Consider the following 18,949-nt stretch of genomic DNA (forward strand, 5'->3'; position numbering starts at 1 on the left):
GACGCGCTGGAACGGCGCGCCCGCGCGCTGCCGCCGCTGCCGGACGGCCAGCCCGCGGTGCACTTCACCGGCTTCATCACCGACCGCGCGATGGTCGCCAAACTGCTTGCCACCGCGGACGTCTCGCTGGCGCCTGGCCCGCACGAGACCTTCGGCCTCGCCGCGCTGGAAGCACTGGCCGCGGGCACCCCCGTGGTCGCAAGCCGCTCCTCGGCGCTCGCCGACATCGTCACCGCCGACTGCGGCGCCGTCGCCGCCGACCACCCCACCGCTTTCGCCGAAGCGGTCACCGACGTCCTCGCGATGCCCGCCGTCGGCCGCCGCCGCGCCGCCCGCACCCGCGCCGAACAATTCACCTGGCCCCGCGCCGTCGCCGGCATGCTCGCCGTCCTCGGCCGCTGAAATCCTCCGCCCCGACCGCACACCTAGGCGTCCCACACAAGCCCCATACTCCGCACACAGGCGCTGCCTACGTGACGCGTACGGACGCCGTGCGGGACGTGTACTGGTTGGGGAGTCCTCGCAGAGGTTTGGTACTCCTCGCAGGGGTGCAGCTGCTGCGAGGCGTGTGGAGGCCCTGCGAGGATCCGTCGGGTGCCACAGGGGTTTGGCACTCGGCAAGGCTCTGCCTACGTGACGCGTACGAACGCTGTGTGAGAGGCGTACCGATTGAGAAGTCCTCGAAGAGGATTCGTACGCCTCCCTTTCGGCCGTCCCACACAGGGTCGGTACTCCGCACACAGGCGGTGCCTATGTGGCGCGTGCGAACGCTGTGTGGGAGGCGTACTGGCCGAGAGTCCTCGCAGAGGTTTGGTACGCCTCGCAGGGGTTGCAGCTGCTGCGAGGCGTGTGAGCGCTCTGCGAGGATCTGCCGGGTGCCACAGGGGTTTGGTACTTGGCACACAGGCGGTGCCTATGTGGGGCGTGTGAACGGTGTGTGGCAGCGGCTCTCGTAGAGGGTTGGTGTGCTCGGTGCGCTAGGTGCGGGCGGCGAGGACGGCGTCGTAGAGTTCGCGGCGGGAGACGTTGTTGGCGCCTGCGATGTGGGCGCAGGCGTCCTTGAGGCGCAGGCCTTGGGCGGTGAGTGCTTCGACCTCGGCGACGAGGTCGGCCGGGTCGGTGGCCTTGGGCTGGGCGCCCTCCAGCACGACGGTGATCTCGCCGCGGGCGCTGTCGGCGGCCCAGGTGGCGAGTTCGGCCAGCGTGCCGCGCACGACCTGCTCGTAGGTCTTGGTGAGTTCGCGGCAGACGGCGGCGCGGCGGTCGGGGCCGAGCACCTCCACGGCGTCGTCGAGGCACTCGGCGAGCCGGTGCGGCGCCTCGAAGAAGACGCAGGCGCGCGGTTCCGCGCGCAAGCTGCGCAGCCATTCCTTGCGCGGCCCGGACTTTCGCGGCGGGAAGCCGTCGAAACAGAAGCGCTCCACCGGCAGAGCGGACAGGGCGAGCGCGGTGGTGACGGCCGACGGACCCGGCAGACAGGTGACGGCCAGATCGCGTTCGACGCACGCCGCGACCATCCGATAGCCGGGGTCGCTCACCGAGGGCATCCCCGCGTCGGTGACGAGCAGGACCGTGCGCCCGGCCTCGATCTCGCCGAGCAGCGCCGGAATCCGGGCGGTTTCGACGTGGTCGTAGAAGCTCACCACCCGCCCGGTGATCTCGACGCCGAGCGCCTTGGCCAGCGCGCGGGTGCGGCGGGTGTCCTCGGCGGCGACCACGTCGGCGGATGCGAGCGCGTCGCGCAGGCGCTGGGACGCGTCACCGATATCGCCCATCGGCGTCGCCGCGAGCACCAGTTTCCCGCTCGCTTCCGATGCCCGGACCGCGCAGTCCCCCGCTGTCGACTGGTCTGCCACCGCACTCCCGTCTCGCTCGACGCCCGGCAAACACCGGACCACGAGCAGCCTAGTCGGCGCGGATGGACGGAGTCCTTCGACAGCTCGGCGCATGGCCGTAGCCGGGCGGAGGGTATGCCTGCCAAGTTGCCGCTGCCGGTCCGTGATCCGTCGTCGGCCTGTGTATGGCCACAGCGGTGGCGGTGGTCCGGCCTTGTGGCGCTGCCGGTTCGTGGTCTGTCGTCGGCTGGTGCGCAGCTGCAGTGGGGGCGGAGGGTATGCCTGCCTGGTGGGCGCTGCCGGTCCGTGATCCGTCGTCGGCCCGCGTATGGCCGCGGCGGAGGCGGCGGCACGTCTAGTGGGCGTTGTCGGACGCAGTCCCTCGCAGCTCGCGCAGGGCCGCGGTGGTTCGCACACGTACCGACCGGTTTCCGAGGATTTCGGTCTGCGATCCTCGTCGTCGATCCGATGCGGCGGGAGGTGTGATTCGGGCGGTGTCCGGGTCACCGATGCGGGACCTGGGGGCCTGTACCTAATACGATCGGGGCGTGACCCAGGTGACCTCCCGCGCGACCGTACCCGGGGCCGTGCCCACCTGGTCGAGCCCCGCGCCGCTTCGGCCGTCGCCCGATTTCGGGCCCACCGACACGCTGCGCGGCTGGCTGGTCACCGCCTTTCTGACCGCGATCGCGGCGGTCACCCGGTTCACCATGCTGAACTATCCGACCGACGCGGGCACCCCGGTCTTCGACGAGAAGCACTACGCGCCGCAGGCCTGGCAGATGCTCACCGGCGGCGGGGTGGAGGACAACCCCGGCTACGGGCTCGTGGTGCATCCGCCGGTCGGCAAGCAGATGATCGCCATCGGCGAGTTCCTGTTCGGCTACAACGGCTGGGGCTGGCGGTTCACCGCGGCGCTCGCAGGCACCGTATTGGTGCTGCTGGTGATTCGGATAGCGCGCAGGCTGGCCAGATCGACGCTGATCGGCGCGATCGCGGGCATCCTGATGATCGCCGACGGGCTGATCTTCGTCTCCTCCCGCATCGGCATGCTCGACATCTTCATGGCGCTGTTCATCACCGCGGCCTTCGGCTGCCTGGTGCTGGACCGGGACGACGTGCGAGCCAGAATGGCGCGGGTCGACATCGAAGGCCGCATCGGCGCGACGCCATGGGGTCCGCGACTCGGCGTGCGCTGGTGGCGTTTCGGCGCGGGCGTGCTGCTCGGACTTGCGTGCGGCACCAAGTGGTCCGGCCTCTATTTCATCGCCGCGTTCGGCATCCTCAGCGTCTGCTTCGATGTGGCCGCGCGCCGCGCGTACGGGGTGCGCAAGCCCTGGCTCGGCACGGCGCTGCGCGATGTGGGCCCCGCGCTCTACGCGCTCGTGCTGATCCCGATCGGGGTGTATCTGGCCACCTACTGGGCCTGGTTCGTGAGCGAGACCGGCGTGTACCGGTACTCGGTCGGCAATCAGGTGGGGACGGGGGGCCCGTGGTCGTTCCTGCCCGACGCGCTCCGCTCGCTGTGGTTCTACAGCGGTGAGTCGCTGCATTTCCACGAGGGCCTGACCAATTCGGCGGGCAACCACCATCCGTGGGAGTCCAAGCCGTGGACTTGGCCGATGGGTCTGCGGCCGATGCTGTACTACTACGCCGACAGCAACGTCACCGGCTGCGGGCAGGCGCAGTGCGTCAAAGCCGTGATGCTCATCGGCACCCCGGCGATCTGGTGGGTCGCCCTCCCGGTGCTCGCCTGGATGCTGTGGCGCAGCGTGGTCCGGCGCGACTGGCGCTACGCCGCCTTGCTGACCGGGTACGGCGCGGCGCTGCTGCCCTGGTTCCTGACCCTGGACCGGCAGATGTACTACTTCTACGCCGTGCCGCTCGCCCCGTTCCTGATGATGGGTCTGGCACTGGCGCTCGGCGACGTCATGGGCACGGCTCGCGCGACGCCGATACCGCGCAGTCCGCTGGGCACCTTCCTGCCCGTCGCCCCCAGCGAACGGCACAGCCTCGGCCTGCTCGCGGTCTGCCTCTATCTCGGCCTGGTGGTCGCGAACTTCATCTGGCTCTGGCCGATTCTGACCGCGCTGCCGATCACGCCGGGCAACTGGCACGACCACCTCTGGCTGCCGAGCTGGCGTTAGTACCCCGTTTCCAGCGCGGATTTCACGTAGCGCAGGGCGATTTCGTCGTCCAGGCCGAGCCTCCTGATGGCCGCCACGTACGCGGTCGCGGCGCGTCCGGCCGCGTCGCGGGTGGGGTCGCCGGAGGACGCGATGAACGAACCCTGCCTGCCCCTGGTCTCCAGTACCCCGTCGGCCTCCAGTTCGCGATAGGCGCGCGCGACGGTGTTGGGGGCCAGGCTCAGCTGGGCGGCGAGTGCGCGCACGGTGGGAATCTTGGTGCCCGCGGTCAGTTCGCCGGAGCGCACCTGCGCGATCACCGCCAGCCGCAGCTGCTCGTACGGCGGGACGGGCGAATCGTGGCTGATCGTGACAGTGAACATGGGCGGCTCACACGTCGTCCCTGGCCAGCGGACACGACAGGCACCGCGGGCCGCCGCGCCCCGAGCCCAGCTCCGAGCCCGGAATCGGCAGCACCTCGATGCCCGCGTCCCGCAGCCGCGCGTTGGTCATCTCGTTGCGTTCGTAGGCGATCACGACGCCGGGGGCCACGGCGAGGGTGTTGTTGCCGTCGTCCCACTGCTCGCGCTCGGCGGTGACGCCGTCGAGTCCGGTGTCGATCACCCGCAGCTTGCCGATGCCCATCGCCTCGGCCGCCGCGGGCAGGAACGGATCGGGTCCGCGCATCGTCACCCCGCCGCCGCCCTCGCGGACCGCGTAGTCGCCCTCGCGGTGAATCGTGAACGCGCGCAGCTCGTCTCGGATGGCCGGGTACATCACCACGGCGTCGGTGTCGACCATGGTGCACACCGTGTCCAGGTGCATGGTCGCGCGCGTCTGCGCGATCGGGATGACCAGCACGGTGTGCGCGAGGCCGTCGTCGAACAGGCTGCGCGCCAACGCTTCCGCCCCGGCCGGCGTGGTCCGCTCGCCGACGCCGACGGCGACCACGCCGGGTGCGAGCAGCAGCACGTCGCCGCCTTCGATCGGCGCGGTGTGGGATTCGTAGGCCCGCCGCACCCCGAGGAAGCGCGGGTGGAAGGCGTAGATGAGATCGGTCAGCGAGGTCTCGCGCATCCGGGCGGGCAGGGCGAGCGAGGTGATCGCCACGCGCGGGCCGACCCAGAACGAGGAGTCCCTGGTGAACAGCAGGTTGGGCAGCGGGTCGATGACGAAATCGGCGCCGTGGTGCATCCGCCGCACCAGGGAGGCGGCGTCGGGGCCGAACGGCAGCTCGTCGAAGGTCATGCCCGCCATCAGGATTTCGGCCAGCTGCTCGGCGGGCACCCCGCGCAGATAGGCGGCCAGCTCGTCGGCCAGCGCGTGGCCGAGCCTGCGGGCGTCGACGGCCGCCGAGATGCCCTGGATCCGCGCCGCGCCGCTGGCCGCGATGGTCTCGGCGAGCAGATCCGAGAGCAGCAGCACCTCGACACCGCGGCTCTGCAGCACGTCGGCGAAGGTGTCGTGCTCCTGCTGGGCCCGCTCCACCCAGGGAATGCCGTCGAACAGCAGCTGATCGTTGTTGCGTGGGGTGAGCCTGCGCAGTTCGGCGCCTGGCCGATGCAACAACACGGTGCGTAGGGCTCCGACCTCGGAAGTCACCCCGTATCGCGGTTCGTCGGCGCGGTCGGTCACGCCCCCTCGCCGGTCCTTTTCGTGATCGACGGGCACAGCGTCTGCTCCCATCCTCCGACCGTAGTTCGCGATCGTCGTAACAGGACGGAAATCGGCCACCCAATGCCGCGGGAGCCCGAATTCGTCCCCAGGACATCCTAACCTGAAGTATTGTTCAGGTGAATGGAGGAGCGTGATGTCGACAGCCGATTGGCGAGCTAAGGAACTGACCCCCGGGCAGCTGTCCGAGCGTAGCGGAGTGGCCGTCTCCGCGTTGCATTTCTACGAGCGCGAAGGGCTCATCACCAGCCGTCGCACCAGCGGGAATCAGCGCAGATACACCCGTGAGACGCTGCGGCGGGTGGCGTTCATCCGTATCTCGCAGCGGGTCGGCATACCGCTCAGTGAAATCCGGGAGGCGCTGGACAAACTCCCCGAGAGCCGCACCCCGACCCGCCGCGACTGGGAGACCCTCTCCACCACATGGCGGGAGGATCTCGACGATCGCATCAGTCAGCTGATCCGCCTGCGCGACAACCTCACCGGCTGCATCGGCTGCGGCTGCCTCTCACTCGGCAGCTGCAAACTCGTCAACGAGCGCGACCGGCTCGGCGACGAGGGGCCCGGCGCCAGGGTGCTCGACACGCACCTCAACTGCCCGACGAAACCGGCAGCGTGCTGAACCGGGCACTGGCCCGGCGAGCAGCCCGGCCGCCGAGGACACGTTCACCAGGGCGCCGCCGCGGCTCGCGCGCACCATGGCGGGCACGAAGCTCTCGATGACGTGGATCGGCCCCATCAGGCGCGCGCCGCCGGAATGGGGTGTGTCACGCTGCGGCGAGCCGGGGCGGGGTCCATGATCGGTGTATGACCACTTTGGAAAGCAAGGCCAAGGAACTGCTCGCGCTGCACCGTCCGGGCAATCCGGTCGTCCTGCCCACCGTGTGGGACGCCTGGTCGGCGAATCTCGCTGTCGCCGCGGGATTTTCGGCACTCACGTTGGGTAGTCACCCGGTCGCGGACTCGATCGGGCGCAGCGACAACGAGGGCATGACCTTCGCCGAGCTGCTGACTCGGGTCCGGCAGATCACCGACGCGGTGGACGTGCCGATCTCCGTGGACATCGAAGCCGGATACGGGCTCGAGCCCGCACAGCTGATCGAGGGCCTGCTCGACGTGGGCGCGGTCGGCCTGAACATCGAGGACACCGTGCACAGCGAGGGCGGGCGGCTGCGCGGCGACCAGGAGCACGCCGACTTCGTGCACGGGCTGCGCGAATTCGCCGACGCGGCAGGGGTGCACGTCGTGGTCAACGCCCGAACGGATCTGTTCATCCGGCAGGTCGGCGACGAAGCCGATCGCCTGGACCGGGCCATCGCCCGTCTGACGCTGGCCGCCTCCGCGGGCGCCGACGTGCTGTACCCGGTCGGGCGGCACTCCGACGCGGACATGCGCAGGCTGACCTCGGAACTGCCGCTGCCGGTCAACGCGATCGGTCTGCCGGACAAGTCGGACCGCGCGGAACTCGCCGCCCAGGGCGTGGCGCGGATCAGCTTCGGCCCCTACCTCCAGTTCGCGCTGGCGACCGAGGCCAACCGGTTGCTCGATCGCTGGAAGTGACGCGAAAACCCGTGAGCGGCACGGCGGTTCGTTCGCGAATCACCGTGCCGCTTGCGGGTTCGTCAGTCCTTCTTCTCCAGGTAACGCGGGTACACCGGCTCCGGCGCGGGCAGCGGCACGCCCGGCGCGAGCGGCGTCGCGAGATCGGCGAAGGTACGGCCCTGCTGGGCGAGCAGATCGAGGATCTTGGCGGCGGACCCGGGCAGCACCGGCTGCACCAGGATCGCGACGATGCGGACCACCTCGAGCGTCACGTACAGCACCGTCGCCATGCGGGCGAGATCTTCCTCGGTGCCCGACTTGCGCAGCGCCCACGGCGCCTGGGCCGAGAAGTACTTGTTGGTCTCGCCGAGGGTCAGCCAGATCGCTTCGAGCGCGAGATGCATCTGCTGGGCGTCGTATTCGGCGCGGCAGCGTTCCAGCAGACCGTTCGCGCGGTCGAGCAGCGCCAGGTCCTCCGCGGTGAACTCGCCCGGCGTCGGCACGGCGGCATCGCAGTTCTTGTTCACCATCGTCAGGCTGCGCTGCACCAGGTTGCCGAACTCGTTGGCCAGATCGCTGTTGATCCGGCCGACGATGGCCTCGTGGCTGTAGCTGCCGTCCTGCCCGTAGGAGATCTCGCGCAGCAGGAAGAAGCGCACCGCGTCGACGCCGTATTCGTCGACGAGCTCGAGCGGGTCGACCACATTGCCGACCGACTTCGACATCTTCTCGCCCTTGTTGTATAGGAAGCCGTGCACGAACACGCGTTTCGGCAGCTCCACTCCGGCCGACATCAGGAACGCGGGCCAGTACACCGTGTGGAAGCGGGTGATGTCCTTGCCGATGATGTGCAGGTCGGCGGGCCAGAACTTCTGGAATGCAGCGGATTCGGTGTCCGGGAAGCCGACGCCGGTCAGGTAGTTGGTGAGCGCGTCCACCCAGACGTACATCACGTGATCGGGGTGATCCGGCACCGGCACGCCCCAGTCGAAGGTGGTGCGCGAGATGGACAGATCCTTCAGGCCCGCCTTCACGTAGCTGACGATCTCGTTGCGCCGCGTTGCGGGCGCGATGAATTCGGGGTGCTCCTCGTAGAGCGCGAGCAGCCGGTCCTGGTACTTCGACAGCCGGAAGAAGTAGTTGGACTCCTCGGTCCACTCCACCGGCGTCTTGGTCTCGGTGGAGATGCGGCTGCCGTCGTCGAGCGCCGTCGTCTCCTCCTCGGTGTAGAACGCCTCGTCGCGCACCGAGTACCAGCCCGAGTAGTTGTCCAGGTAGATGTCGCCGTTGGCGAGCATCCGCTCCCAGATCGCGATGCTGGCCGTCTGGTGGTCGGCATCGGTGGTGCGGATGAACCGGTCGTAGGAGACGTCGAGCGTCTTGTCCAGCTGCTCGAAGACATCGGAGTTGCGCGCGGCGAGCTCTTCCACCGGGATGCCTTCGGCGGCGGCGGCCTGCTGCATCTTCTGGCCGTGCTCGTCGGTGCCGGTCATGAAGAACACGTCGTAGCCGTCGAGTCGCTTGAACCGGGCGATGGCGTCCGACGAGATGTACTCGTAGGCATGGCCGATGTGCGGCGCACCGTTCGGGTAGGCGATGGCCGTTGTGATGTAGAAGGCGGGGCGTTCAGCTGCGCTCATGGTGTGTCTACTGTAATGCGCGTGCTTTCCGTCGCTCACGTGAATATCCCCGCAGGACCCGGCCAGCGCACGACGCGGCCGAGCGCAGGCGGAGCGCAGTCGTGAGCAGCGGCCGTCGCCCCGCGCCCGATCTGCCCGAGCCGCTCGCGCCGCTGGTGGACGCGCACACCCACCTGGACGCCTGCGGCGCCACCGATGCCGAGTCCACCGCCGCCATCGTGGACCGCGCCGCATCGGTCGGCGTAGGCAAGGTGGTCACGGTCGCCGACGATCTGGCCGCGGCCCAGTGGGCCGTGCGGGCGGCGCATTGGGATCCGCGCGTCTACGCCGCGGTCGCGCTGCACCCCACCAGGGCCAACGCGTTGGACGACGCCGCGAAGGCGGAGTTGGAGCGGCTGGCGGTGGACCCGAGGGTCGTCGCGATCGGTGAGACGGGCCTGGACTACTACTGGCCGGGCAAGCTCGACGGCTGCGCCGATATCGAGACCCAGGTCGAGGGTTTCCGCTGGCACATCGAGTTGGCCAAGCGGGTACGCAAGCCGCTCATGATCCACAACCGCGAGGCCGACCACGACCTGCTGACCGTGCTGCTGGACGAGGGCGCGCCGCCGACGGTGATCTTCCACTGCTTCTCCTCGGACGCCAACATGGCGCTGTCCTGCGTCGCCGAGGGCTATGTGCTGAGTTTCTCCGGAACGGTCAGCTTCAAGAACGCCCACGAGCTGCGCGAGGCCGCCAAGGTGGTGCCGGACGAGCAGATTCTGGTGGAGACCGACGCGCCGTATCTGACGCCGCACCCGTTCCGCGGTGCGCCGAACGAGTCGTACTGCCTGCCGTACACGGTGCGCGCGCTCGCCGAACTGCGCGAGCAGGATCCGCGCGAACTGGCCGAGATCACCACCGCGAACGCCCGGCGCGTCTACGGCATCTGACGGCGCGCGGGCGTACCCCGCGTAAGGGGACTGGAAACCCGTTGTGTGGCCCAGGTCACTTCGGGTCTCGAGGGTTGTTATCTACCTGCGGTGTCGATACCGTTCCGTGATTCGCGATCCCGCAGCTGGCGAAGACGCGGTTGTCGGGGGCTGATCGCTTCGTTATCGTACTGTGACCATGTCGCCCTTCACGAGGATCAACCAGTCCCGGTCGCCGCTGCTATACGCGGCCGTCGCGGCGCTGCTGCTGACGCTGATCGTCGGCGCCTCGCTGGCGATCGTGAACCGCAAGACGGTGACGGTCGTCGTGGACGGCGAGCAAGCGATCCTGACCACCATGTCCCGCAACGTCGACGGCGTGCTGCGGGCCGCCGGGTTCGACCTGACCGACCGCGACCTGGTCCGCCCCGGCCGCGGCTCCGCGGTCACCGACGGCGCGACGATCGTGCTGAACCGGGCCCGTCAGGTGGCGCTGACCGTGGACGGCAGGCCCGAGACGGTGTGGACCACCGGTCTCACCGCGGGCGAGGCGCTGACCCAGCTGAACATCCCCGGCGACCGGTACGTCTGGCCCGCCCGCGACGAGCGGCTGCCGCTGGCGGGCGCGACGCTGCGGATCGCCACCCCGCGCTCGGTGTCGCTGCTCGACGGCATCGGCAACCCGATCGACGTGCGGCTCGCCGCGCCGACCGTGGGTGAATTCCTCTCCGCCGCGGGCATTCCGCTGATCGAGCAGGACTCCGTGGAGCCCGCGCCGAGCACCCCGCTGGCCGACGGCCTGCGCATCGTCGTGACCCGCAAGCGGGTCGAGCGCCACACCGAGACGTTGCCGCTGGATCCGCCGGAGAACGTCATCGAAGACCCGGACCTGAACATCAGCCGCACCGTCGTGGAGAACCCCGGCGTGCCCGGCGTGCACGACGTCACCTTCGCGGTGACGAGGGTCAACGGCGAGGAAGTGGACCGCAGGCCGATCGACTCGGTGGTTTCCGTGCCCGCCCAGCCCAAGACCGTGCGCAAGGGCGCCAAGCCCGGCACCGAGGTGCCTCCGGTGCGCGACGGTCAGATCTGGGATGCGCTGGCCCGCTGCGAGTCCAACGGCAACTGGGCCATCAACACCGGCAACGGCTACTACGGCGGCATCCAGTTCGACCAGAGCACCTGGGAACGACAGGGCGGCCTGCGTTACGCCCCGCGCGCCGACATGGCGACCCGCGAGGAGCAGATCGCCATCGCCGAGGTGACCAGGGCTCGGCAGGGCTGGGGCGCCTGGCCCGCGTGCACAAGCAGGCTCGGACTGAGCTGATCCACGGATCGTCCTGCGGCGTCGGCGCCTCGGGTGGGGCGGCGCCGCAGTCGTTTTCGTGGTCGATCGTGCCGCTCCATCCCGCGACGCGGTTGTACACTCGGCCGGATTCGTGACGATGCGGTCGGGGCGAGAGGGAATTTCGCGATGGGATTGCTACACACCGCGCGACGTTCGGTGCTCGCCACCGCACTCGTCGTCGGGGCCGTGCTCTCCGGAACGAGCGCGCCCGCCGCGGCGACGACGCCGGGCTCGGTGATCGCGGTGACCGCGCAACCGGACGGCTGGCACGGCATGTCCGGCGGCTCGGTGGTCGACTACTGGATGACCGGATCCGACGGCACCCCGCAACGCGCGAGCGGCGCGCTGTTCCTGCCCGAGGGCACGCCGCCGCCCAACGGCTGGCCGATCCTCGCCTACGACCACGGCTCCAGCGGGCTCGGACCCGGCTGTGGCGGAATCTCACAACCGGAGCGCGCGCCGTTCCCTGCCATGCAGGGCAGGCAGGACCAGCTGCTGCAACGCCTGGTCTCGCATGGCTTCGCCGTCGTGGCGCCCGATTACCTCGGTCTCGGGCGCTTCGACACCGGGCCGCACCCGTACCTCGAACTGCGCACCGAGGCGACCGCCACCATCGATCTGGTGCAGGCCGCCCGCGCCGCGCACCCGGAGCTGTCGCGCACCTGGCCGTGTTCGGCGCCTCGCAGGGCGGGCAGGCCGCTCTCGGCACCGCGCAGTTCCAGGACACCTACGCACCGGACCTCGATTTCCGCGGCACCATCGCGGTCGATCCGGAGTCCGATGTGGAGAAGGTTCTTCCGCTGGCGGGTCCCGTGATTCCGACGATGTCGGACACCGCAGCGCCGATGAGTTTCTTCGTCAGCATCCTGGCGGGCGTGCGCGCGGCGCGGCCGGACGTGCGCGTGGACCAATACCTGACGCCGCTGGGCAGGACGGTGCTCGACGAGGTCGGCGGGTTGTGCCTGGACCGGATCATCGAGCGCGTCGCCGGTCTCGGCATCGGCCAGCTGCTGGCCAGGCCGCTGTCCGCCGAGCCCATCCGCGCGGCCTACACCGACTACCTGACCGTTCCGGTGCGCGGCTACGACGCCCCGATCCTGTTGCTGGTCAACGTGACCGACACCGTGGTGCCCTCCCCGCTGCACGCGGCCCTGATCGCCCAGTTCGCCGCCAACGACGTCGACTCCCAGACCGTCCTCGGCACCGGTCAGCACACCCAGCTGAGTCCGGCCATGTGGGATGCCATCGACGCGTTCCTCGCCCGCATCCAGTCCACGCCCACTCAGCGCTGAACCAGTCGCCGCACGGCCGATTCGATTCCGTCCGCGCGCAGCTAGCCCACGTCGACCCAGCATCGACCCGCAGTTCGCGATCTTCCACCGTTCGCGCCCACCGGGCTTCCGTCCTCGCAGCGCCTACATACGCCTCGCAGGCCCTGTACGCGCTGCGAAGCGTGTGGAAGACCTGCGTAGTGCTGCCGGGTGGGCGGGGGCGCGGCGTGGGGTTGGTAGGTTCTTCGGGTGTCCGATGCCGATGTTTCTGGTAGGGGGAGTGCCGCGCTGCTGGGGCCCGCCGAGGTGCGGGTGTTGGCCGAGCGCTTCGGGGTGCGGCCGACCAAGCAGCTCGGGCAGAACTTCGTGCACGATGCCAACACCGTCCGGCGGATCGTCGCGGCGGCGGGGGTTGGCCGCGCCGACACCGTGCTGGAGGTGGGGCCCGGGCTCGGTTCGCTGACGCTCGCGCTGCTGGACGTGGTGGACTCGGTGATCGCGGTCGAGATCGATCCGGTGCTTGCCGAGCATCTTCCGGTGACGGTCGCCGACCGGGCCCCGGACCTGGCCGACCGCCTGACGGTGGTGCACGCCGACGCGCTGCGGGTCACCGCCGCCGACCTGCCCGCCGCACCGACCGCGCTGGTGGCGAACCTGCCGTACAACGTCGCGGTGCCGGTGCTGCTACACCTGCTCGCCGAATTGCCCAGCATCACAACCTCACTGGTGATGGTGCAGGCCGAGGTGGCCGACCGTCTCGCGGCCGAGCCGGGTGGCCGGATCTACGGCGTGCCCAGTGTGAAGGCCGGATTCTTCGGGAAGGTGAGCCGTGCGGGCGCGGTTGGCACCCAGGTGTTCTGGCCGGTGCCCCGGGTGGAATCGGGGCTGGTGCGGGTGCAGCGCTACGCCGAGCCCCCCTGGCCGACGGACGACGAGCACCGCCGCCGCGTCTTCGAGGTGGTCGACGCCGCCTTCGCGCAACGCAGGAAGACCTTGCGCGCGGCGCTGTCCGGCTGGGCAGGATCGCCCGCCGAGGCCGAACGGCGACTGGTCGCCGCCGGTATCGATCCCACCGCGCGCGGGGAAACCCTGGACACCGCGGCGTTCGTCCGGCTGGCCGCGCAGAAGTAGCGGTCGCTTCCTCGTGCGTACCGCCGCGGGCGTCAGTGAAAACGCCGCAGCCGCAAGCTATTCGTGACGACGAAGACGCTGGACAGCGCCATGGCGGCGCCGGCGAGCATCGGATTCAGCAGGCCCGCCGCGGCCAACGGGATGGCCGCGACGTTGTAGCCGAAGGCCCAGAACAGGTTGCCCTCGATGGTGCGCAGGGTGGCGCGGGACAGGCGGATCGCGGTGGCGACGGCGCGCAGGTCGTCGCGTACCAGCACGATGTCGCCCGCTTCCGCGGCGACGTCCGTGCCGCCGCCCATGGCCAGGCCCAAGTCGGCGGCGGCCAACGCGGGGGCGTCGTTCACGCCGTCGCCGACCATGGCGACCACCCGGCCCCGGGCCTGGAATTCGCGGATCGCGCGCAGTTTGTCGTCGGGCAGCACCTCGGCGACGACCTCATCGATGCCGGCCTGCTCGGCGACCGAACGGGCCGTCGCCGCATTGTCACCGGTGAGCAGCACCGGGGACAGGCCGAGGGCGCGCAGGTCGGCGACCGCGTCGGCGCTCGTCGGTTTCATCGCGTCGGCCAGCACCAGGATGCCGCGGGCCGCGCCGTCCCAGGCGACGGCGATCGCGGTCGCGCCGTCGCGCTCGGCGGTCTCCTTCGACGCGGCAAGGCGCTCGGGCAGGGCAATGCCGCGTTCGGCCAGCAGTTCCGCGCGGCCGATCACCACGTCCCGTCCGTCGACCAGCCCGCACACGCCCCTACCGCCGTGACTCGTGAACCGCTGCACGGGTGCCGGGCGCAGTCCGCGTTCACGCGCCCCCGCCACCACCGCGCGGGCAACGGGATGCTCGGAGCCGTGCTCTACCGCCGCTGCGATCGCAAGCAATTCGTCGGCGGGCTCGTCCGTTATCACCTCGACCAGCGTCATCCGACCGGTGGTGACCGTCCCGGTCTTGTCCAGCACCACCGTGTCGATGCGTCGCGTCGACTCCAGCACCTGCGGGCCCTTGATCAGGATTCCCAGTTGCGCCCCGCGCCCGGTGCCGACGAGCAGCGCGGTGGGCGTGGCCAGCCCGAGCGCGCACGGGCACGCGATGATCAGCACCGCGACCGCCGCGCCGCACGCCACCTCCGTCGGCGCGCCGGTCAGCAGCCAGTAGGCCAGCGTGAGGCCCGCGATCACGAAGACGATCGGCACGAACACCCCGGCCACGCGGTCGGCGAGCCGCTGCACCGGTGCCTTTCCGTTCTGCGCCTCCTCGACCAGCGCCGCCATCTGGGCCAGTTGGGTATCGGAGCCCACCCGGGTGGCGCGCACGGTGAGCAGGCCGCCGGTGTTCACCGTCGCGCCGATCACCGTGTCGCCGGGGCCGACGTCCACCGGCAGCGCCTCGCCGGTCAGCAGGCTCTGATCCACGGCCGAATCGCCCTCCACCACAACGCCGTCGGTGGCGATCTTCGCGCCGGGCCGCACCAGGAACCGGTCGCCGACGCGCAATGCGTCGATGGGCACGAGCACCTCGGTGTCGCCGCGCAGCACCGAGACCTCCTTGGCGCCGAGTTCGATCAGGGCGCGCAGCGCGGAGCCGGCGCGGTCCTTGGCCCGCGTCTCGGCGTAGCGACCGGCCAGGATGAACACGATCACGCCGGCGGCCACCTCGAAGTACACGGTGGACGCGGCGTCGGTGCGGGCGATGCCGAGGCTGAACGAGTGCTTCATGCCCGCCATCCCGGCGTGCCCGAAGAACAGCGCGTACACCGACCAGCCGAACGCGGCGAGGGTGCCGACCGAGATGAGCGTGTCCATCGTCGCGGTGCCGTGCCTGGCGTTGATCAGGGCGGCGCGATGGAATTCGTACCCGCCCCAGCACACCACGGGCGCGGCCAGGGTCAGCGAAAGCCATTGCCAGTTCTCGAATTGCAGCGCGGGGACCATCGCCATGGCGAGCACCGGCACAGCCAGCGCCAGGCTGACGAGCAGGCGGTGGCGCAATGTGGCGAGTGCCGCGTCGTGGGACCGGTCGGCTTCGGTCGTGGGCGGTTCGGGCAGGTGCGCGGTGTAGCCCGCATTTTCGATCGCGGTGATCAGCTGTTCCGCTGAAACAGACTGTGGATAGCGAACTTTTGCCTTCGCCGTCGCGAAATTCACCGTGGCTGTGACGCCGTCGAGCCTGCTCAGTTTCTTTTCGATGCGCGCGGCGCAGGACGCGCAGGTCATGCCGCCGATCTCGAGTTCGAGAGCGGCATGGCCCGCGGTCGCCGTCATCGGTGTTCGCCACCCGAATGGTGTCCGGCGCCGGATGTGGATGGCGCTGTGGAGAGCGGCGCGAATTCGAGGGTGAATTCGGCGGTGTGCACCGAACCGCCGTGCGCGAATTCGAAATACAACCGGTAGGGGCCAGGCACCGGCGGCTCGACGTGGAACGCCACCTCCGGGCCGGGGCTCGTCCGGCCGACCTCGCCCTGCGGGTGCGCGTGCAGGTAGGCCAGGGACGGCGCGTGCAGGCCGACCAGGTGCGCGTAGGCGCCGAGGTACGGCTCGAGATCGGTGACGGGCCTGCCGTCGCGGGTCACGGTGAACCGCAGGTCGCCGGAGTCGCGCTGCAACCGGACCTGGTAGCCGTCCACCGCAGCGGTCTCGGCGGCGGGCGGCAGCGGTCGCGCTGCGGCATCCCCGGCGACCGTGACGGTGTGGCTGAGCACCAGGTCGTCGCCCATCTCCGGTGCGAAGTCGGCGAACACCCGGTATGTCCCTGGCGCTGCCCAATTCCAGTCGACCGACCAGGCGCCGTCGGCCGCCATGGCCGGGTGCGCGTGCCGGTATTCGGTCCCGTCCGATCGGGCGACGATCAGATGCAAGGGCTTGTCGTGCCGGATGGCGAACCGGGTGACCGGCGCGCCGTCGGGACCGGTGATGCGGAAGCGCAGGGGACCGGCGCGGTTCGGCGACGCGGGGGCGCTCAGGTCGGCGAGGGTGTAGCCGGATTCGGAGTCCGACAAGCCGGTCGACCGATCCGACCCGTCGCGGACGACACCGCTGTGCTCGACGCCCCGATCGGACGGATCGCCCACCAGGGCGCCGATTCCGAGCGCGGCGCCGAGCAATACGACGAGCCCGCCACCGAACGCGGCGAACCGCAGCCGATCCTGCATCAGACGGAGACCTCGTACCCCGCCTCGTCGACCGCGGCGGCCACGTCCGCGTCGGCCAGCGGCGCGGCGCTGTCCACGCGCACGGCCCCGGTCGCCAGGTCGACGTCGACGCCGGTGACGCCGTCGATCTTGCCGATCTCCGTCTTGACCGAGCTGACGCAGTGCCCGCAGGTCATTCCCTTGACGGTGTAAGTGGTGGTGGCCATCTCCAACTCCTTCGCTCGCTGCAATTATACGGTGCCGGGGTATCTCCGACGAAAAGCGAACATACCCCCTATGGGTATACGGCCGCAAGTGGTTCGATCGGACTCGTTCGGTTCGGCGGTGCGCTGTTGTGACCAAACGGATCACGGCGGGTGAATGACGGATATCGAGCCCGGCGATTGTCGGACCCACCTATTAGGCTTGAACACCGTGCTGTCAGTAGTGCCCAGTCCCATCACCGTGCGCGCGCCGTCGAAGGTGAATCTCCACCTCGGCGTCGGCGACCTGCGCGCGGACGGGTACCACGACCTGACCACGGTGTTCCAGGCGCTCTCGCTCAGCGACGATCTCGAGCTCGCCCCCTCGGCGGCGCTGACGGTCCGGGTGACCGGCGAGGGTGCGGCCGAGGTGCCCACCGATCGCAACAATCTGGTGTGGAAGGCCGCCGTGCGACTAGCGCACCTCGCGGGCCGGGCGCCGCTGGTGGAAATCACCATCAGCAAAGGCATTCCGGTAGCGGGCGGCATGGCGGGCGGCAGCGCCGACGCGGCCGCCGCGCTGGTCGGACTCAACGAACTGTGGGACATCGGCCTGTCCCGCGACGAATTGGCCTCGGTCGCCGCCGAACTCGGCAGCGACGTGCCGTTCGCGCTACACGGCGGCACCGCGCTGGGCACCGGTCGCGGCGAACGACTGCTTCCCGTGTTGTCCCGCAACACCTTTCACTGGGTGCTCGCGCTGGCCAAGGGCGGGCTGCCGACGCCGTCGGTCTTCGCCGAGCTGGACCGGCTGCGCGAACTGGGCGATCCGCCGCGGCTCGGCGAACCCCAGCAGCTGATGCAGGCGCTGGCCTCCGGCGATCCGAATCAGCTCGCTCCGCTGCTCGGCAACGACCTGCAGGTGGCCGCGGTCTCGCTGAAGCCGGAGCTGCGGCGGACGCTGCGCGCCGGGGTGGGTGCGGGCGCACTGGCCGGTCTGGTGTCCGGCTCGGGTCCCACCTGCGCCTTCCTCTGCGAGAGCGAAGAGGCCGCCGTCGCGGTGGCCGCGGAACTGGCGGGCGCGGGTGTCGCCCGCAGCATTCGCACCGCGAGCGGGCCGGTGCCCGGCGCGCGCATCCTCGACGTGGATACGCCGGGCAAGCGCTGATTCCACGGCGCCGGCTCCACCGCCTCGACGCGGCCGTGGGCCCGCGGCGCCGGGTGAGTAGGCTCGTACGGTCGGCAAATCACCCGGAGAGGCGGGCTAGCAGCGTTCATGTCCAACCTGATCAATCTCGAACAGGTCTCCAAGAGCTTCGGGATCAAGCCCCTCCTGGACAACGTCTCGCTCGGCGTGCACGCGGGTGAACGCATCGGCGTCGTCGGTCTCAACGGTGGTGGCAAGACCACCTTGCTCGAGGTTCTCACCGGTATCGAGGAGCCCGACAGCGGCCGGGTGAGCAGGCTCGGCGGGCTGCGCCTCGCCGTGGTCACCCAGCGCGGGACGCTGCCCGAGGACGCCACCATCGGTGACGTGGTGCTGGCCGGCCTCGCGGACGATCAGATGACCGACGGCGTCGCCGAACACGAATGGGCGGCGAACCCGCGGATCCGCTCCGTCCTCGAGGGCATCGGCATCCAGGGCCTCGGCATGGACACCCCGGTGACCAACCTGTCCGGCGGCGAGCGCCGCCGGGTCGCGCTGGCCGCCGCGCTGGTGCGCGAGCTCGACCTGCTCGTGCTCGACGAGCCGACCAACCACCTCGACGTCGAGGGCGTGCAGTGGCTGGCCGAGCACCTGCTGAGCCGCCGCTCCGCCCTGGTGGTCGTCACCCACGATCGCTGGTTCCTCGACACCGTCGCCACCAATACCTGGGAGGTCGTGGGCGGCAAGGTCGAAAGCTACGAAGGCGGTTACGGCGACTGGGTTTTCGCGCGCGCGGAACGGGCCAGGCAGGCCGATTCCAGCGAGGCGCGGCGGCGCAATCTGGCCCGCAAGGAACTGGCCTGGCTGCGGCGCGGGCCGCAGGCGCGCACGTCCAAACCGCGCTACCGGGTGGAGGCCGCCGAGGCGCTGATCGCCGACGTGCCGCCGCCGCGCGACAGCGTCTCGCTGGCCGCGTTCGCGCGGAAGCGCCTGGGGCGGGTCG

General features: G+C 70.2%; 16 protein-coding genes and 2 pseudogenes. 10 read left to right on the plus strand and 8 right to left on the minus strand.

Annotated elements, in window-relative coordinates; genetic code table 11:
* Positions 1–402 (plus strand): glycosyltransferase (locus tag NL1_RS33175; protein WP_156095159.1); only part of this gene is annotated, 402 nt, incomplete at its 5' end.
* Positions 403–977: 575 nt separating this feature from the next.
* Here NL1_RS33175 and rsmI read toward each other — a convergent pair.
* Positions 978–1,856: a 16S rRNA (cytidine(1402)-2'-O)-methyltransferase gene (gene rsmI, locus NL1_RS33180; RefSeq protein WP_281180899.1), complete on the minus strand. Its 879-nt coding sequence runs from the start codon at positions 1,854–1,856 to the stop codon at positions 978–980.
* 527 nt (positions 1,857–2,383) lie between these two features.
* Here rsmI and NL1_RS33185 point away from each other — a divergent pair.
* Entirely contained in the window at positions 2,384–3,982 is a 1,599-nt protein-coding gene (locus NL1_RS33185) for a dolichyl-phosphate-mannose--protein mannosyltransferase (RefSeq protein ID WP_067848122.1), read from the plus strand.
* Here the strand turns inward: NL1_RS33185 and NL1_RS33190 are convergent.
* Together NL1_RS33190 and arcA are read right to left on the minus strand one after the other, a co-directional pair.
* Positions 3,979–4,344, minus strand: coding sequence for a GntR family transcriptional regulator (locus NL1_RS33190; RefSeq protein WP_067848125.1), 366 nt, complete (start codon positions 4,342–4,344; stop codon positions 3,979–3,981). The genes NL1_RS33185 and NL1_RS33190 overlap by 4 nt on opposite strands.
* Positions 4,345–4,351: 7 nt before the next feature.
* Entirely contained in the window at positions 4,352–5,647 is a 1,296-nt protein-coding gene (gene arcA / locus NL1_RS33195) for an arginine deiminase (RefSeq protein ID WP_084511314.1), read from the minus strand.
* Positions 5,648–5,771: 124 nt separating this feature from the next.
* Here arcA and soxR point away from each other — a divergent pair, with 124 nt between their 5' ends.
* Complete coding sequence (soxR, locus tag NL1_RS33200) at positions 5,772–6,257, plus strand: redox-sensitive transcriptional activator SoxR (RefSeq protein WP_067848131.1); 486 nt, start codon at positions 5,772–5,774, stop codon at positions 6,255–6,257.
* Positions 6,258–6,266: 9 nt separating this feature from the next.
* Here soxR and NL1_RS37995 read toward each other — a convergent pair.
* Positions 6,267–6,377, minus strand: a pseudogene (locus NL1_RS37995) (SDR family oxidoreductase); the annotation flags it as partial.
* Positions 6,378–6,442: 65 nt separating this feature from the next.
* Here NL1_RS37995 and NL1_RS33205 point away from each other — a divergent pair.
* Positions 6,443–7,195, plus strand: coding sequence for an isocitrate lyase/PEP mutase family protein (locus NL1_RS33205; RefSeq protein WP_067848134.1), 753 nt, complete (start codon positions 6,443–6,445; stop codon positions 7,193–7,195).
* Positions 7,196–7,257: 62 nt separating this feature from the next.
* Here NL1_RS33205 and metG read toward each other — a convergent pair whose 3' ends face one another.
* Positions 7,258–8,856, minus strand: a complete 1,599-nt coding sequence (metG, locus tag NL1_RS33210; protein ID WP_281180900.1) for a methionine--tRNA ligase — start codon at positions 8,854–8,856, stop codon at positions 7,258–7,260.
* Positions 8,857–8,918: 62 nt separating this feature from the next.
* Between metG and NL1_RS33215 the strand changes: the two genes are divergently transcribed.
* From NL1_RS33215 to rsmA, 4 genes and pseudogenes are all read left to right on the plus strand, one after another.
* Positions 8,919–9,749 carry a TatD family hydrolase gene (locus NL1_RS33215; RefSeq protein ID WP_067848142.1) on the plus strand — a complete coding sequence of 277 codons (831 nt, stop codon included), beginning with the start codon at positions 8,919–8,921 and terminating at the stop codon, positions 9,747–9,749.
* Positions 9,750–9,927: 178 nt separating this feature from the next.
* Positions 9,928–11,055 carry a resuscitation-promoting factor gene (locus NL1_RS33220; RefSeq protein ID WP_067848145.1) on the plus strand — a complete coding sequence of 376 codons (1,128 nt, stop codon included), beginning with the start codon at positions 9,928–9,930 and terminating at the stop codon, positions 11,053–11,055.
* A 147-nt stretch (positions 11,056–11,202) separates the two neighbouring features.
* A pseudogene (locus tag NL1_RS40460) lies at positions 11,203–12,368 on the plus strand (alpha/beta fold hydrolase).
* Positions 12,369–12,596: 228 nt separating this feature from the next.
* Entirely contained in the window at positions 12,597–13,478 is an 882-nt protein-coding gene (gene rsmA / locus NL1_RS33230) for a 16S rRNA (adenine(1518)-N(6)/adenine(1519)-N(6))-dimethyltransferase RsmA (RefSeq protein WP_067848148.1), read from the plus strand.
* 32 nt (positions 13,479–13,510) lie between these two features.
* Here rsmA and NL1_RS33235 read toward each other — a convergent pair whose 3' ends face one another.
* The 3 genes from NL1_RS33235 to NL1_RS33245 are packed head-to-tail and all read right to left on the minus strand — an operon-like array spanning position 13,511 to position 16,823.
* Complete coding sequence (locus tag NL1_RS33235) at positions 13,511–15,730, minus strand: heavy metal translocating P-type ATPase (protein WP_067848151.1); 2,220 nt, start codon at positions 15,728–15,730, stop codon at positions 13,511–13,513.
* On the minus strand, positions 15,727–16,617 hold the full coding sequence (locus tag NL1_RS33240) for a DUF8832 domain-containing protein (RefSeq protein ID WP_067848154.1): 891 nt from the start codon (positions 16,615–16,617) through the stop codon (positions 15,727–15,729). Before NL1_RS33240 ends, NL1_RS33235 begins: the two co-directional genes overlap by 4 nt.
* Positions 16,617–16,823: a heavy-metal-associated domain-containing protein gene (locus NL1_RS33245; RefSeq protein WP_067848157.1), complete on the minus strand. Its 207-nt coding sequence runs from the start codon at positions 16,821–16,823 to the stop codon at positions 16,617–16,619. The genes NL1_RS33240 and NL1_RS33245 overlap by 1 nt, the downstream gene beginning before the upstream one ends.
* 208 nt (positions 16,824–17,031) lie before the next feature.
* Here NL1_RS33245 and NL1_RS33250 point away from each other — a divergent pair, with 208 nt between their 5' ends.
* On the plus strand, positions 17,032–17,967 hold the full coding sequence (locus tag NL1_RS33250) for a 4-(cytidine 5'-diphospho)-2-C-methyl-D-erythritol kinase (protein WP_067848163.1): 936 nt from the start codon (positions 17,032–17,034) through the stop codon (positions 17,965–17,967).
* A gap of 108 nt (positions 17,968–18,075) precedes the next feature.
* The coding region (locus NL1_RS33255; RefSeq protein WP_156095160.1) for an ABC-F family ATP-binding cassette domain-containing protein at positions 18,076–18,949 on the plus strand (874 nt) is incomplete at its 3' end.

The sequence above is a fragment of the Nocardia lijiangensis NBRC 108240 genome, assembly GCF_001613045.1.
In the GTDB taxonomy this organism is placed as follows: domain Bacteria; phylum Actinomycetota; class Actinomycetes; order Mycobacteriales; family Mycobacteriaceae; genus Nocardia; species Nocardia lijiangensis.

Excerpts from the sequence above, each read along its gene's own strand:
- NL1_RS33190 (WP_067848125.1), bottom strand. The coding sequence starts at position 4,344 with ATGTTCACTGTCACGATCAGCCACGATTCGCCCGTCCCGCCGTACGAG.
- arcA (WP_084511314.1), bottom strand. The coding sequence starts at position 5,647 with ATGGGAGCAGACGCTGTGCCCGTCGATCACGAAAAGGACCGGCGAGGG.
- soxR (WP_067848131.1), top strand. The coding sequence starts at position 5,772 with ATGTCGACAGCCGATTGGCGAGCTAAGGAACTGACCCCCGGGCAGCTG.
- NL1_RS33205 (WP_067848134.1), top strand. The coding sequence starts at position 6,443 with ATGACCACTTTGGAAAGCAAGGCCAAGGAACTGCTCGCGCTGCACCGT.
- NL1_RS33220 (WP_067848145.1), top strand. The coding sequence starts at position 9,928 with ATGTCGCCCTTCACGAGGATCAACCAGTCCCGGTCGCCGCTGCTATAC.
- NL1_RS33235 (WP_067848151.1), bottom strand. The coding sequence starts at position 15,730 with ATGACGGCGACCGCGGGCCATGCCGCTCTCGAACTCGAGATCGGCGGC.
- NL1_RS33240 (WP_067848154.1), bottom strand. The coding sequence starts at position 16,617 with ATGCAGGATCGGCTGCGGTTCGCCGCGTTCGGTGGCGGGCTCGTCGTA.
- NL1_RS33245 (WP_067848157.1), bottom strand. The coding sequence starts at position 16,823 with ATGGCCACCACCACTTACACCGTCAAGGGAATGACCTGCGGGCACTGC.